Annotated in this window: 16 protein-coding genes; 3 read left to right on the top strand and 13 right to left on the bottom strand. The window is 50.8% G+C overall.

Annotation, left to right across the window (positions count from 1 at the left end):
• Positions 1–47: 47 nt before the first annotated feature.
• On the bottom strand, positions 48–1,847 hold the full coding sequence (locus tag ACLTXB_RS01525; RefSeq protein ID WP_412260729.1) for a reverse transcriptase/maturase family protein: 1,800 nt from the start codon (positions 1,845–1,847) through the stop codon (positions 48–50).
• Between the two features lie 539 nt (positions 1,848–2,386).
• A complete protein-coding gene (locus tag ACLTXB_RS01520; protein ID WP_412260805.1) occupies positions 2,387–2,725 on the bottom strand; it encodes a plasmid mobilization protein in 339 nt (112 codons plus the stop codon).
• Between the two features lie 96 nt (positions 2,726–2,821).
• Here ACLTXB_RS01520 and ACLTXB_RS01515 point away from each other — a divergent pair, with 96 nt between their 5' ends.
• Together ACLTXB_RS01515 and ACLTXB_RS01510 are read left to right on the top strand one after the other, a co-directional pair.
• On the top strand, positions 2,822–3,022 hold the full coding sequence (locus ACLTXB_RS01515) for an antitoxin VbhA family protein (RefSeq protein ID WP_226928423.1): 201 nt from the start codon (positions 2,822–2,824) through the stop codon (positions 3,020–3,022).
• Entirely contained in the window at positions 3,015–3,734 is a 720-nt protein-coding gene (locus ACLTXB_RS01510) for a Fic/DOC family protein (RefSeq protein ID WP_287554994.1), read from the top strand. Before ACLTXB_RS01515 ends, ACLTXB_RS01510 begins: the two co-directional genes overlap by 8 nt.
• A gap of 185 nt (positions 3,735–3,919) precedes the next feature.
• On the opposite strand, the gene ACLTXB_RS01505 is transcribed toward ACLTXB_RS01510, so the two are convergent.
• The 11 genes from ACLTXB_RS01505 to ACLTXB_RS01455 all read right to left on the bottom strand — a co-directional run bounded on the left by ACLTXB_RS01505 (position 3,920) and on the right by ACLTXB_RS01455 (position 10,987).
• Entirely contained in the window at positions 3,920–4,297 is a 378-nt protein-coding gene (locus ACLTXB_RS01505; RefSeq protein ID WP_287554992.1) for a hypothetical protein, read from the bottom strand.
• 93 nt (positions 4,298–4,390) lie between these two features.
• Positions 4,391–4,672: a hypothetical protein gene (locus tag ACLTXB_RS01500; RefSeq protein ID WP_196059815.1), complete on the bottom strand. Its 282-nt coding sequence runs from the start codon at positions 4,670–4,672 to the stop codon at positions 4,391–4,393.
• Positions 4,669–5,601: a ParM/StbA family protein gene (locus ACLTXB_RS01495; protein ID WP_287554989.1), complete on the bottom strand. Its 933-nt coding sequence runs from the start codon at positions 5,599–5,601 to the stop codon at positions 4,669–4,671. The genes ACLTXB_RS01500 and ACLTXB_RS01495 overlap by 4 nt, the downstream gene beginning before the upstream one ends.
• Complete coding sequence (locus tag ACLTXB_RS01490; RefSeq protein WP_055179157.1) at positions 5,589–6,539, bottom strand: DUF3991 and TOPRIM domain-containing protein; 951 nt, start codon at positions 6,537–6,539, stop codon at positions 5,589–5,591. Before ACLTXB_RS01490 ends, ACLTXB_RS01495 begins: the two co-directional genes overlap by 13 nt.
• 1 nt (position 6,540) lies before the next feature.
• The gene (locus ACLTXB_RS01485; RefSeq protein WP_055179156.1) at positions 6,541–6,879 is read right to left on the bottom strand and encodes a DUF3848 domain-containing protein; all 339 of its coding nucleotides are present in this window, start codon (positions 6,877–6,879) and stop codon (positions 6,541–6,543) included.
• 116 nt (positions 6,880–6,995) lie between these two features.
• The gene (locus ACLTXB_RS01480) at positions 6,996–7,712 is read right to left on the bottom strand and encodes a plasmid mobilization protein (RefSeq protein WP_412260808.1); all 717 of its coding nucleotides are present in this window, start codon (positions 7,710–7,712) and stop codon (positions 6,996–6,998) included.
• A 406-nt stretch (positions 7,713–8,118) separates the two neighbouring features.
• Complete coding sequence (locus ACLTXB_RS01475) at positions 8,119–8,580, bottom strand: DUF3879 family protein (protein WP_055179152.1); 462 nt, start codon at positions 8,578–8,580, stop codon at positions 8,119–8,121.
• Positions 8,581–9,046: 466 nt separating this feature from the next.
• Positions 9,047–9,193: a hypothetical protein gene (locus ACLTXB_RS01470; protein WP_317381002.1), complete on the bottom strand. Its 147-nt coding sequence runs from the start codon at positions 9,191–9,193 to the stop codon at positions 9,047–9,049.
• Positions 9,194–9,197: 4 nt separating this feature from the next.
• Positions 9,198–9,476, bottom strand: coding sequence for a hypothetical protein (locus ACLTXB_RS01465; RefSeq protein ID WP_009260413.1), 279 nt, complete (start codon positions 9,474–9,476; stop codon positions 9,198–9,200).
• A 109-nt stretch (positions 9,477–9,585) separates the two neighbouring features.
• A complete protein-coding gene (locus ACLTXB_RS01460) occupies positions 9,586–10,290 on the bottom strand; it encodes a metallophosphoesterase family protein (protein ID WP_009260414.1) in 705 nt (234 codons plus the stop codon).
• Between the two features lie 154 nt (positions 10,291–10,444).
• A complete protein-coding gene (locus tag ACLTXB_RS01455; protein WP_412260811.1) occupies positions 10,445–10,987 on the bottom strand; it encodes a hypothetical protein in 543 nt (180 codons plus the stop codon).
• 599 nt (positions 10,988–11,586) lie between these two features.
• On the opposite strand from ACLTXB_RS01455, the gene ACLTXB_RS01450 reads away from it, so the two are divergent.
• The gene (locus ACLTXB_RS01450) at positions 11,587–13,386 is read left to right on the top strand and encodes a reverse transcriptase/maturase family protein (RefSeq protein ID WP_412260729.1); all 1,800 of its coding nucleotides are present in this window, start codon (positions 11,587–11,589) and stop codon (positions 13,384–13,386) included.
• Positions 13,387–13,485: the final 99 nt, after the last annotated feature.

Below are 13,485 nucleotides of genomic sequence, written 5' to 3'. Positions count from 1 at the left end.
ACATCTCTCAATGTATCCGGCTCTGTTATCGTTCGGTCAGCAGTTACTCACTGGTTGTGGATTGCAACATGGCATTTTTTGCACACAACCAGCGTTTTACGCCGTTTTGCAATCATTGCAACCTCCCATGCCTGCTTGCCCTTAAGGTTTTTGAGCTTGTTGACATGGTGAACTTCGTAACAATCGCTCTCGGTCGTACCGCATAGCTCACAGACCTTTGCTTTCAATCTCTGCTCCAAGGCTGTTCGGGAATATCCGTACTCCACCGCAGCATTGCATACGATGTCCGTCGGATTGGCCTTATCCTTGCAATCGGAGTATTTTGCAAAATAGCATCGTTTTTGCCCCGTTTTGGTTTCGTAGGGGATTCCCCATTCTCCGTAGTGGTCTTTGAATTTCTCAACCACCTTGGCTATGGTGCATTTATGCTTACTTGCGAGGGTTTTGAGGCAACTGTATTCCATGAGATAGGAAAAGTAGCACAGTTTATAAAAATTGCTGGCAATTCCATAGTAGTTGCAGATTCCCCGCAGTTCCGCATTGTAGGCAGAAACGATTTCCAAATCTGTGAGTCGCAAAAGAGATTTACGGCGGACAGGCATGAGTTTCCCATCCGGTTTCTGTATCGCAATTTCCTTGGCGAAAATGAAGCTGTGAATCTTATCATCGAATGGGATAGACAGTTCACAGGAATTGTTGAGGGTGCGTTTTGTCTTTTTGCCTGGCCCACCATGCTTGATAATGCTGCTTCTGCGAACACGAACATCATACCCCAAAAATCTTGCCCTTTTGCTGCTATGAGTGATGAGTGTTTTTTCTTCGCTGAGTTCCATCTTTAAGGTTTCACGGATAAACTCAGAAAGTTTACTCTTTATCCACTGGCAGTCCTCTTGACTTCCTTTCACACCGAGAATAAAGTCATCCGCATAGCGGATATACTTGATGCACTTTTTTGTCTGAGCTGTACAGGGCATTTTCAGCATGAGCTTCCGCTTTTCGTTGTATTCGGAAAGCAGTTGTTCTCTTTCTGCCCCGGTGCGTCTGCCGATGTGATAGGAAAGTTTCTGGAGGTCATTGCTTAGGAGGCGATATTCTGTCCTGACAGGTTCTTGCCCATGGGTATCAAATTCGCTTTTCAGCTTCATTACAAATTTGTCCAGCTCATGCAGATAGATGTTAGCAAGGAGCGGAGAAATGATACCGCCCTGTGGAGTACCACTGTAGGTTTTGTGATATTTCCAATCCTCCAAATATCCAGCCTTTAGAAATTTGTAAATCAGCTTTATCAACCGGGCATCCTTGATTTTACTATGAATCAAGCCTACAAGAACGCTGTGGTCGATATTGTCAAAGCACCCTTTGATGTCACCCTCCACGAACCAACGCATACCATTGAACTCCATTTTTAAGGATTTCAGTGCGGTATGGCAGCTCCTTTTGGGTCTGAATCCATGAGAAACTGGCAAGAAAACAGGCTCATACACCGCTTCGAGAACCATCCGCAGAACTTCCTGTACCAGCTTATCTGTGAATGTCGGGATTCCCAGAGGTCGCTTTTTCTTGGGATTGTTCTTCTTCTGGATATAGGTTCTTCTGGCGGGTGTGGGCTGGTAGGTTTCATCAGCGAGCCTTTGGATGATATTTGCGATTTTGGCTTCGCTGAATCCATCTGCCGTGTCATCGTTTGCACCCTTAGTTGCGGCACCACTGTTGGCATACAGATTTTTATATGCCAGAAAATACAGGTCTGGCCTCAGCATATAGCGATGCAGTCTGGTAAAAATTTCATCTTTATTTGCGAGTGAGTTTCTACTGATTCTTGCTAAAATTTCGGTTGTTGGTTGCATTTTGAGGTTTTCCTCCCTAATCAACTTTTCTTTTAGTACACAATAACTACGCCCCTTCGCCATGTGAGGGTCATTACCCCTCTCGGACTACTACGGGCGTTCCGTGCCCATGCAGGATTTTCAGGCTCTACAGCCATAGCCGAATTTTCACCTCCTTCGGTTGGCGTTCCTGTTTAGGGCATCCCCAGTTAGCGTTGAGCATAGGCAAATGTGGATTGTCGGTCTCCGCTTTCGTTTCCTTGCCATAGGTTCTCCTACAGATTGCACACCGTTTTTGATAACCGATTGATTGACACCTATAACCAATCGCCAGTGTGCCAGAGGTTACAGATACTTTCCTCCGCCTGACCGATAACAGAAATTAGAAACTTGCGTTCAGTAAACCCAACTTAAGCCTCATATCCACTTAACATTGCAGTTCAGTCGCACCAAGTTATCTTTAGGTGACTTACTGCTTTCCTGCCGTGCTGTGTTCCCGTTTCAGCTTTCGCCTTTCGGTTAGGCAGGTTGTTTCCCGTGTTATCTTACGGGGTAGTGCCTTACACTACTTTGCTCAACGCCCTATCTGGGCGCACGATGTCCACGATCAACTTCTCCACGGTCCGGTTGTCCTCCAGAGCCTTGCGGAGCTGGGGCACATCCAGCAGGCCGACGGCGTTGGCCCGCTTCATGATCTGGTTGAGACTGGCCCCAACACGCCGCACCTCCCGGATCAGCACAGGCACATCGGCGGGTGGAGCCTCTTTCACCGCCGTACCGTTGAGGATGCGGCGGCAGTACCCCTCACGGGACAGGCCGGACTTGCGGACCTTTTTCGTCAGTGTTTCCAGTTCATTTTTAGTGAAGTAGATCTCCACGCGGTGATTTCTTTTTCTCATAACATCCTCCTTGATTTTGTCAGGTTAGAATTTACTGGTTGGCATATCTTTTCATTTAGCTGGCCGTGTGTTATACTGAACACCGAGGTGGTCCATATGACGGCACAACACAAGCGAAGAATAGCGGCGGTCAAAACGGCTGATGCCATCAATGCGATTGAAGGTGCTCCGGTTTCCCGCTATGCCCAGGCACTTTCTCAAAGCTGGGCGCGGGGAGAGATCAGCGGCGCACAGATGAAAGCGGCACTTTTGGTCTCCCACGCAAAGCTGGCAGCACAGGTGCGGAAACATGGTTGATCCATATTTTTATGAGGATATTCCTGTCCTACGAAACACGTTGGACATCAGGGATGAAAAGACGCTGGATCTGATTGAAGCGGAACAGTCCCGCGCAAATATGATGCTGCTCTATGAGCAGGGCTTCTGTGACTTTACACCGGAGGGCCTACGGAGCATCCATCGTTTTCTGTTCGGTGACATTTACCAGTGGGCGGGCAAATACCGGATCATCAATATCGCAAAGCGTGAAAAGCTACTTGCGGGCCGCAGCGTATGGTACAGCAACGATGACGCGATTGCAGATGATTTGGCCGCAGCCTTTCAAGATATTCAGCACCAGAATTGGGCAGCAATGCCCAGAGAAGAATTTGTATCGACTATTGTTCGGTGCTTTACAAAGATCTGGCAGATCCATCCTTTCCGTGAGGGTAATACCAGGACCGTCGTGATGTTGCTGACCTTTTTTGTTGAACATTATGGCTACCACATAGACCAGGACCTTTTAGCGGAGAGCGCCGGTTATGTGCGGGATGCCTTCGTCATGGCCTCCCTGGATCAGTTTTCCGAATATGAGCATTTGGAACGGATACTATTGGATGCTGTCTGTGCTGATCCTGTGGATTACGAACTGGCGCTGGATGCGGAGTCCGAAGTCCAGCAGTCTGAGAAATACCAAAAATACCACCGGGAGCATTACACACCGGAGCCGCATTATCGGCGGGACAACTAAACTATGATGCGCGGTGGTAGCCGTCAATTGATACTGTTATTCAGTTGGCGGCCCTTTTGCGGGGTTATAGGGGCGGCAGACCCCTGTCAAGCGGAATTTGTCCCAGCAAATTCGTTGCTTGCTAAGACAATACCGCCTTCCTCTGCGCCTTCGGCGCGGGAGAGCGTGCGGGCTTGGTCATTTCCTCAACGCTCATGCTCTTTTTCGGTTCGTATGAGGGCCTTCGCCCGCTCCACTTCATCGGACATCATATAGCACCGCTCAATTTGCCAGCCGTTCTTGCCGCCGTACTCCGATGCCATGTACTGTTCCAGACGGACACAGGGATCGGAGCCATCCAGGGACGAAGCATAGATGGAATATCCGCCCATATTAGGCCGAAACGCCTTGTTGTCGCTGGACACCGCATAGGTACGGCTTTCCACGGAATACTCCTTGTCAAAGCTGGCCGGAGAGAACACAATGAAGCCGGACAAATGCTGGCGGGCACGTTCTGCTGCGCGAAAATAACTTCGCATGGTTGCATAGGTCATATTGACCTCACAAAGGGCCTTTTCACTCATGGAGTGACAACCTCCTATTATGATTTTTGCGGCATCATAGGTGATGCCATGCCCCTCGACGGGCGGGAAAAAGCGGCATCACAAGCGATGCCGCTAAAAACTGTTCAAGAAGTCAAACACGGCGTTTAGGTCCTCCGTGCTGGCTTCCGCCTGCGCCGCTGGCCGGTCATAGCCGTTCTTTGCGGTTCGCTCCAATTCTTCAGATACGGTCTGACGGATCAACTCTTTCAACACATCGGTTTGCTCTTTTGCGTTGATCCTGGCGATGATCTCCTGATTGATGGATCGGGCGTCCATGCGGTGCAGGGCTTCCCACGCCCTGCGGTCATTCTCCCGGTCAAGGTTAAATCGCAGCGAAAACCGTTTGAGTTTCATCCGCTCACACCCCTGTGCAAAGCCTGCTCACACAGGAACTCATAGCCCTTGGCGGTGGCGCAGATGTCCTCGTAGATGGTCACGCGGTCGGCGTCATACGCCCCGAAGTTGCGGACCAGACAGCTTCCGCCGCCCAGCACATGGAGCCGCATGAGAGCTGGGTTGTACTCACGCTCCCGCAGGATGCGGAAAATCTCGCCCACATACTCTGCGGCGGTTTCCCGGATTGTGGTCAGATAGTCCTCCCGAATATCCGCTGTGCCGAACCGCAGCACCCGGTTGATGATCGACTCGTCCACCGTGGCATGGTGGGTCCGCATGACATTCTCCCGGACGGCCAGCATACATTGATGGGTGCCATACTTCTCAGTAAACATCCGGTCCACAACAGGCTTGCGGTCGTTGATGAACATGATGTTCATGGTGCCGTTGCCAATGTCACAGAGCATATTCACGCCCTGGAAGTCCCTGATCTGGCCGGCCACCGCCGCGAAGCCCTGGGGAAACACATCCACCCCGGCGATCTCCACCCAGTAGGCTTTCCCCCGGAAGGTAAAGGCCAGTTCCCGGTTCCGCGTGAGGTAGGCTTTGAAATCCTCCCGTTGCCGGCTTACCCAGGTGAGGGGCAATCCCACTGCAAGATATACCGTGGCGTCTGTCAGGCCATATACATTCAGCTCACGGGCGATAGCGGCCAGGGTGAGGATATAGTAGCCATCGTCCCCGGTCTTGTCCGCCTTAAACTCCTTGTGGCCTGTCCCAATCAGGTAGTAGCGTCCGTCATAGACCAGCAGATCGTCTTTGAATACCGGCTCTGCGTCATGAACGGTCAGCCCCGCGGGAAAACAGCAGTTTGCAGTCTTGATGTTGCCGTAGCCATTGTCTATCCCGATGATCTTCATGCCCTGATGGTCCTTCACCGGCTCCATTCCTCCTTCCTCTTTGCCTGCCCCAACCTCCGCTGGAGCAGCAGATCGTTTACATCCTTGCCGCTGGGCGGCGGCCTGTCCAGCACTTCGTATCTGTCCCCCAGGCCAGCCATGATACCCGCTGCCGCGTCCCGGCCCACCTCGTCATTGTCCAGGTGGAGGCAGAGCGTGTGGACGCCGGGGTGGTCCTGAAGGTACTGGCTGAGAGCCATGGGGATGACAAACTCTTGTTTCTGCTTGAACACCCCGCCCAGGGAGAGCATGGCGTCCTGCCGCCAGTCCCGGCCCTTCATTTTCAGCAGGGTGGCGTAGCTCAACAGGTCGATGGCCGATTCAAACAGGTGGACGCTGGGTGCAGCGGAGTCCTCCGCGATGGCGAAGGAATACCGCTTGTCACTGCCGGTGGCCTCGCCCTTGAAGTCCCCTATGATGCCCCGCAGGGCGGCGTAGCGGGGTTGGCCCTGCCGGTCCCGGCCCACGAATACAGCATTGTGATAGGGCAGACTTTCATACAAACGCCCGGTCTGGATGCAGTAGTCGATCATATCATAGTCAATGCCCCGCCCATGAAGATAGCTGACAACATGGGTGGCGCACCGGCTGGCTTGGGGAAGAACCAGCTTCCGGGGTTCCTGCTCCTTCGGCCTGGCTTGAGGCACCGGAGACGGGGGAGAGAAGTTCGGTCCCGTCAGGGCCTCCACTGCCTCGGTAAAGGAAAAGCCCTGGACTTTAATGAGATAGTCCAGGGCTGTTTTCCCGCCGATTTTGCGGGAGAACCAGTTCCATTTTCCGTTGCTGATCTTCAAGCTGTCATGCTCACGAGTGCAGTAGGTACTTCCGCCCACATGGACGAGCTGGTGCGGGTCATACTGCTGGAGATAGGTCAGCAGGTCCCATTCCTTAGCCTGTGCGATCTGCTCCGGGGTGACATAGCCCATCCTACCGTTCCTCCCGCTGGCCCTTTTCCTTTTCAGCCCGTATAACGGTATCTGCGCGGGCCTCGATCACATCCCGCACATCGTCCATGTGGTGAGTTTCCGCCCGCTCCCACGCCCGGTAAACATCCGCCAGCGGGGTCCGGGACCGCAGCAGGGCCGCAGCTTGGGCGTCCGTCAGTTCCAGTACCTCCAACTCCATCACAATGTCTTCTCGGACGGTGAATTTGCAGGCATTGTCCAGGATCACATTGGGGGGCTGCTCCAGAAGCCATGCCTTATACTTCTGCTGCTCGGCTGCCATCCGTTCATAAAGTTGGCGCATCATTTCTTTGTTGGTCATGCTGTATCACTCCTTATAAAATAGTGATAGCCGGGAGATCTCCAGATGAAAACCTCCCGGCTATGTAAAACGGCAAGGCCGCAGACACGGCCTTGCCAAAAAGGTATGTGATTGCTTTATCGGGCGTCCCGGTCTTTCCCGGCTTTGTGTTTCACTGGTAGAAGCCCATCTTTCGCCTGCTCTAATTTTTCCAGAGCGAAATCCAGTATCTTCGCCTTCCGCTCCGCCAGCATGGTCAGATAAAATTGCCGCTGCAAATCACTGAGGAATGGGGTGTCATAAATCAACTTCCCGATTTTATCCATGTCGATCTGGGGGACGATTCGCCGCAAAGCGCGGTTGCACCCTTCATCCCGCAGCGAGGAAATAAAATCGAAATACCGGATTTTCTTTCCTTCCAGCGTAATCGCGGAGGTCGGTATCTCATAAATTCGATGGTCGCGGTCGCCCTTATTGGTGAGGACAGACCGCATGATCTCGTCATCCGCCTGGGGACATCCCTTCTTTCTCAGCTCATGCAGGCGCTGATACACCTGACTCAGCCGCCGGACAGCATATTTGAGCTGTTCTGCCGTCCCGTAACCGCTGTTGAAGTCACGGGCGATGGCGTTGATCTCTCGGCCTGCCTCGTTCATAAAGGCAATGGCCTGCCGTGTCTCCGCCTCCCTGAACAGGACGGGGCGGTTGGTTTCCATCTGCCGCATCAGCCATGCGCTGGCGGACAGTCCGGCGGCCCTGTTCCGTTTCTTCAACAGATCGTATTCCTTTGCGCTCATGCGGACACAGGTGCGGTGTGGTTGGCTATTGCCAAACCTTATTTTCCGAGGTACCAATGTTGTTCCGAAATGCTGGCCGGAAATGGATTTTTGGCAACGCTGTCAGAAGTCCACCTTTCCCCACCCAAAATCGCTTTTGGCAATATTGCCAAACCCGGTTTCCTAGCACAAACTTGCCGGCAGTGCTGCCAAAAAGTCCCGTCGATTGGCGGCATTGGGGTCAGGGGATTTCCCCTGCAAGTGGCGTTTTGACATCAAAATGCGATGCTTGCGCCACCAAAGGTCCCGCATTGCGGGACCTCTGGCGGTCTCTCCGCCACGGGCGGGGTTTTCTCTTAATGGAGAGCAGACCGTCTCTGTATAGCACTTATGTTTTGAAAAAATGGGTCTGGCCCCAATTTTCTAACAAACATTTTTATCGTCTCTGAGAAATTTAACGGCCGGACTGAATTTTCAATTTCTCTTATGCTTTCCGATCGATCCCTTGGTGATATTCATTTAAGATACCGGGCTTAACTGGCTTTCCCCAATTCCAAGACGGGTCCCGCTGATGCACATATTCTCCCAAACGCTTAGCCTCTTGTATACTGATTTGATTTAATGTCCATCCGGCAGCGGCTCTTTCTTCAGGAGGCAACGACATAATATAGTTTTTTATAACTTGGCTTTCAACTTCTCCATCACTCATTCCGCCGTTGTTTTTCATGTTCTCAAACACCAGTGCTCTGATCCTGTTCGCAACGTCCTCGTCAACAGGAACGATCCGACGGAAATCCGTCCGACCTGTAATATCCATTCCTTCTGGGCAATATGGGTTCACGTGGTCCTTTGGAGGCAGAGAGCCGTTGGGAAGGTTTTGCGTAACGCCTTGCCGCCTGTACCTGTCCGCATTTGCCATCATCCTGGCAATATCGCTGACCGTCATCGTTTTTCCTCCTTCTGTCTTATTGTTTAGAACTGGTATTTATAGAATCGACTGACTAAGAAAAACCAAATACTGCGCATATCTTTTATTTAAAATATCGACAGCTCTTTATTAAAAGTTTAGTGTGGGTTACCAGTAAAAAGTAAATCATTTGGGGAAAAATCCATACTTTCTACTGTTATCTATGTATCATGCCACTCGCAGCCCTTCGCTCCCCGATTTTCCCATGCCCTACACTCTCGAGCCGCCCAGTATACAGCAGCAGTTTTCGGTAACTATCATTTTCAAACATTTGTTTCAACAACTACCGCATCAGTCATGATTGAAAAACATCGTGGTGATAAGGATAGCTGTTTTGAAAGCCCTTAATGGCTTGCGACCATCTTTATCTGTCTCATATCGGCTATGCTATCTACAATAACAATGCTCTCATGCGGTTAAAATATTGCCCTTGTGCGGGGGTACCTTAACTCATGTCCGGGTTCTTCTTCACCATAGACGGAAATTTCAGCATATATTGCTCCCCGTCATAGAGGACGGAAATCTTCTTGCCGTTTGCGCCGGCGTATGCCTTGTTCCGTTTTTGCATATCTGTAAAGTCAATGACGCCCATGCGGTCACTCCCTTTCCATCCGCAGATACTTTTCCCGGAGATACCACGCCTGTTCCGAGCTGATGACCTGATTGACCTCCGCGTTGTTGATGTCTGCCTGCAAGTTGCAGTAGTCGCAGTCCCAGCGCAGGTCCTTCTCACCCCGGTCCAGCCGGTCCCAGGCCGCCTGCATCTGCGCGATGGACTCCCGCAGGAAGTCAGGCAGGCCGCACTCCAGATAACTCTTGTCAGCTGGTAGGCCGGTATCGTGTCCGGGCTGCCCCATCATATCCTGTCGGCCCATCTCTTACCCCGTCCTTTCTGCTTCATTTTCCTTATTGTATCGGTACGCCGGATGCTTGTCAATCGCTAACGCTCCCCGTAGCCGGGAAAGGTAACATAGAATACCTTATTCATAGACGAATAAACATCGTGTCAAAGTCCTCAAACATGAATTGTATTTTGTCGACCTGTTTCCGGGTGTGGTAGTGGCCGCAGTACCATTTTTTGTAGTCCAGGCGGTCCTCTATGCCGTCCAGCCAGTCCTCGGTACTCTTGTCTACGGAGCTTTGGTCAAGGCTGGAGAGAAATACTTCGGTCGGCTCATATTTGCGGGGGCAGGTGTGGCTCAAAACAATGTCGATGTTCCAGTGTAAGGCGGCAAGCCGCGCTTCAACCACGGCTTTGATCTCCTCGTCCGGCTGCTCATCCGGCCACCAATGCCACCCGTGCGCCAGCCGGTAGTGCTTATCCACACTGTACGCGCCCCCGATCACGATACACTTGTACCCATCGAAATTGTAAATCTCGCCGTCAACAGCAAAGAGGATGTTCGGAAATGCTTCCTCATAGAGAATTTTCCCGCCGCAGTATTCTCCTTCCATATAGGATGGGATGCGCTGGGGCCTGGCTTCATGGTTGCCGTGGATACTGAAGAATTTGACCGGAATGGCGCTGGCATACTCTTTTGCGCGGGTGTCGCGGTCATTCAGGTAATAATTGAAACCAGCATCACCAAGGATGATTATGGTATCGGATTTTGTTGTTTCCATTGCGCGGCAAAAGGTGTCCACGCGGAGAAAGTTCCCATGTGTGTCACCTGTGAGATAGGTTGCCATAGCATTCAACTCCATTCTATCATGAATTTTGATACCGTATACAGGTGGGCGTGGGACACCCATCCGCGGAAATGATACAACAAACTATGTACGGGGGCAAGTCTGCGGCTTGCTCCCGTATCATGTTTTTGAGGGTCAGACATTTCTCACTCTTTCAGCGTTCGCGGTCGGGACTGCCACGGGCGGGGGCGGTGACTTCATCCCCTACATCTCCATCCACGATCTCGCTCTCCCGCTTGTCCATGTTCAGCAGGATGTTCAATTCATCCAGGCGGGCGGACTTTCTTTTCAGCTCGTCCTCCTGGGGAAAGGGCTTATCCACCTCCAGTTTGGCGTTTTCGAGCTGCATCCTGGTATTTTCCAACTGTTCCCGGCAGGTGTTTATCCGCTCCTCCATGCTTTCCAGCAGATTGTCCAGGCGGAGAATGTTGCCAAAAACATCTGTGCCGAGGTTCGTGGTGTAGTACAGCGCCCCTTTCAGCGTGACCTTGAACTCCCTGGTCAGGCTTGCAAAGGACAGGTCCATAGAAAAGCCCCGGTACTGGCCCAGGGGGACAGGTTCGGGGCTGGTCATGGCTTTGCAGGCGGCGAGGATGGCGCTGCCTGCGGCTTTTTTGTCGGTGTAGACGGTCCCCTCCACCTCCATGGGGGAGAAGCCGTCCTCATTGGGGTGAGTGTTCTCCTTCAGCCGGTCCATATCGGAAAGATAACCCTCGATATAGTGCGCCCAGATAGGGCGTTGAGCAAAGTAGTGTAAGGCACTACCCCGTAAGATAACACGGGAAACAACCTGCCTAACCGAAAGGCGAAAGCTGAAACGGGAACACAGCACGGCAGGAAAGCAGTAAGTCACCTAAAGATAACTTGGTGCGACTGAACTGCAATGTTAAGTGGATATGAGGCTTAAGTTGGGTTTACTGAACGCAAGTTTCTAATTTCTGTTATCGGTCAGGCGGAGGAAAGTATCTGTAACCTCTGGCACACTGGCGATTGGTTATAGGTGTCAATCAATCGGTTATCAAAAACGGTGTGCAATCTGTAGGAGAACCTATGGCAAGGAAACGAAAGCGGAGACCGACAATCCACATTTGCCTATGCTCAACGCTAACTGGGGATGCCCTAAACAGGAACGCCAACCGAAGGAGGTGAAAATTCGGCTATGGCTGTAGAGCCTGAAAATCCTGCATGGGCACGGAACGCCCGTAGTAGTCCGAGAGGGGTAATGACCCTCACATGGCGAAGGGGCGTAGTTATTGTGTACTAAAAGAAAAGTTGATTAGGGAGGAAAACCTCAAAATGCAACCAACAACCGAAATTTTAGCAAGAATCAGTAGAAACTCACTCGCAAATAAAGATGAAATTTTTACCAGACTGCATCGCTATATGCTGAGGCCAGACCTGTATTTTCTGGCATATAAAAATCTGTATGCCAACAGTGGTGCCGCAACTAAGGGTGCAAACGATGACACGGCAGATGGATTCAGCGAAGCCAAAATCGCAAATATCATCCAAAGGCTCGCTGATGAAACCTACCAGCCCACACCCGCCAGAAGAACCTATATCCAGAAGAAGAACAATCCCAAGAAAAAGCGACCTCTGGGAATCCCGACATTCACAGATAAGCTGGTACAGGAAGTTCTGCGGATGGTTCTCGAAGCGGTGTATGAGCCTGTTTTCTTGCCAGTTTCTCATGGATTCAGACCCAAAAGGAGCTGCCATACCGCACTGAAATCCTTAAAAATGGAGTTCAATGGTATGCGTTGGTTCGTGGAGGGTGACATCAAAGGGTGCTTTGACAATATCGACCACAGCGTTCTTGTAGGCTTGATTCATAGTAAAATCAAGGATGCCCGGTTGATAAAGCTGATTTACAAATTTCTAAAGGCTGGATATTTGGAGGATTGGAAATATCACAAAACCTACAGTGGTACTCCACAGGGCGGTATCATTTCTCCGCTCCTTGCTAACATCTATCTGCATGAGCTGGACAAATTTGTAATGAAGCTGAAAAGCGAATTTGATACCCATGGGCAAGAACCTGTCAGGACAGAATATCGCCTCCTAAGCAATGACCTCCAGAAACTTTCCTATCACATCGGCAGACGCACCGGGGCAGAAAGAGAACAACTGCTTTCCGAATACAACGAAAAGCGGAAGCTCATGCTGAAAATGCCCTGTACAGCTCAGACAAAAAAGTGCATCAAGTATATCCGCTATGCGGATGACTTTATTCTCGGTGTGAAAGGAAGTCAAGAGGACTGCCAGTGGATAAAGAGTAAACTTTCTGAGTTTATCCGTGAAACCTTAAAGATGGAACTCAGCGAAGAAAAAACACTCATCACTCATAGCAGCAAAAGGGCAAGATTTTTGGGGTATGATGTTCGTGTTCGCAGAAGCAGCATTATCAAGCATGGTGGGCCAGGCAAAAAGACAAAACGCACCCTCAACAATTCCTGTGAACTGTCTATCCCATTCGATGATAAGATTCACAGCTTCATTTTCGCCAAGGAAATTGCGATACAGAAACCGGATGGGAAACTCATGCCTGTCCGCCGTAAATCTCTTTTGCGACTCACAGATTTGGAAATCGTTTCTGCCTACAATGCGGAACTGCGGGGAATCTGCAACTACTATGGAATTGCCAGCAATTTTTATAAACTGTGCTACTTTTCCTATCTCATGGAATACAGTTGCCTCAAAACCCTCGCAAGTAAGCATAAATGCACCATAGCCAAGGTGGTTGAGAAATTCAAAGACCACTACGGAGAATGGGGAATCCCCTACGAAACCAAAACGGGGCAAAAACGATGCTATTTTGCAAAATACTCCGATTGCAAGGATAAGGCCAATCCGACGGACATCGTATGCAATGCTGCGGTGGAGTACGGATATTCCCGAACAGCCTTGGAGCAGAGATTGAAAGCAAAGGTCTGTGAGCTATGCGGTACGACCGAGAGCGATTGTTACGAAGTTCACCATGTCAACAAGCTCAAAAACCTTAAGGGCAAGCAGGCATGGGAGGTTGCAATGATTGCAAAACGGCGTAAAACGCTGGTTGTGTGCAAAAAATGCCATGTTGCAATCCACAACCAGTGAGTAACTGCTGACCGAACGATAACAGAGCCGGATACATTGAGAGATGTAAGTCCGGTTCCCGGAGAGGGTGGTGCGAACCTACCATAGTAATATGGCAAG

The organism is Flintibacter sp., assembly GCF_046973065.1.
Note: the sequence above shows the minus strand (reverse complement) of the source record. Positions and strands in the feature narration are given on the sequence as shown.

Bases quoted from the DNA above. Each gene is read 5' to 3' on its own strand.
- ACLTXB_RS01525 (WP_412260729.1), bottom strand. From the start codon at position 1,847: ATGCAACCAACAACCGAAATTTTAGCAAGAATCAGTAGAAACTCACTC.
- ACLTXB_RS01520 (WP_412260805.1), bottom strand. From the start codon at position 2,725: ATGAGAAAAAGAAATCACCGCGTGGAGATCTACTTCACTAAAAATGAA.
- ACLTXB_RS01515 (WP_226928423.1), top strand. From the start codon at position 2,822: ATGACGGCACAACACAAGCGAAGAATAGCGGCGGTCAAAACGGCTGAT.
- ACLTXB_RS01510 (WP_287554994.1), top strand. From the start codon at position 3,015: ATGGTTGATCCATATTTTTATGAGGATATTCCTGTCCTACGAAACACG.
- ACLTXB_RS01505 (WP_287554992.1), bottom strand. From the start codon at position 4,297: ATGAGTGAAAAGGCCCTTTGTGAGGTCAATATGACCTATGCAACCATG.
- ACLTXB_RS01500 (WP_196059815.1), bottom strand. From the start codon at position 4,672: ATGAAACTCAAACGGTTTTCGCTGCGATTTAACCTTGACCGGGAGAAT.
- ACLTXB_RS01495 (WP_287554989.1), bottom strand. From the start codon at position 5,601: ATGGAGCCGGTGAAGGACCATCAGGGCATGAAGATCATCGGGATAGAC.
- ACLTXB_RS01490 (WP_055179157.1), bottom strand. From the start codon at position 6,539: ATGGGCTATGTCACCCCGGAGCAGATCGCACAGGCTAAGGAATGGGAC.
- ACLTXB_RS01485 (WP_055179156.1), bottom strand. From the start codon at position 6,879: ATGACCAACAAAGAAATGATGCGCCAACTTTATGAACGGATGGCAGCC.
- ACLTXB_RS01475 (WP_055179152.1), bottom strand. From the start codon at position 8,580: ATGACGGTCAGCGATATTGCCAGGATGATGGCAAATGCGGACAGGTAC.
- ACLTXB_RS01470 (WP_317381002.1), bottom strand. From the start codon at position 9,193: ATGGGCGTCATTGACTTTACAGATATGCAAAAACGGAACAAGGCATAC.
- ACLTXB_RS01465 (WP_009260413.1), bottom strand. From the start codon at position 9,476: ATGGGCCGACAGGATATGATGGGGCAGCCCGGACACGATACCGGCCTA.
- ACLTXB_RS01460 (WP_009260414.1), bottom strand. From the start codon at position 10,290: ATGGCAACCTATCTCACAGGTGACACACATGGGAACTTTCTCCGCGTG.
- ACLTXB_RS01455 (WP_412260811.1), bottom strand. From the start codon at position 10,987: ATGGACCGGCTGAAGGAGAACACTCACCCCAATGAGGACGGCTTCTCC.
- ACLTXB_RS01450 (WP_412260729.1), top strand. From the start codon at position 11,587: ATGCAACCAACAACCGAAATTTTAGCAAGAATCAGTAGAAACTCACTC.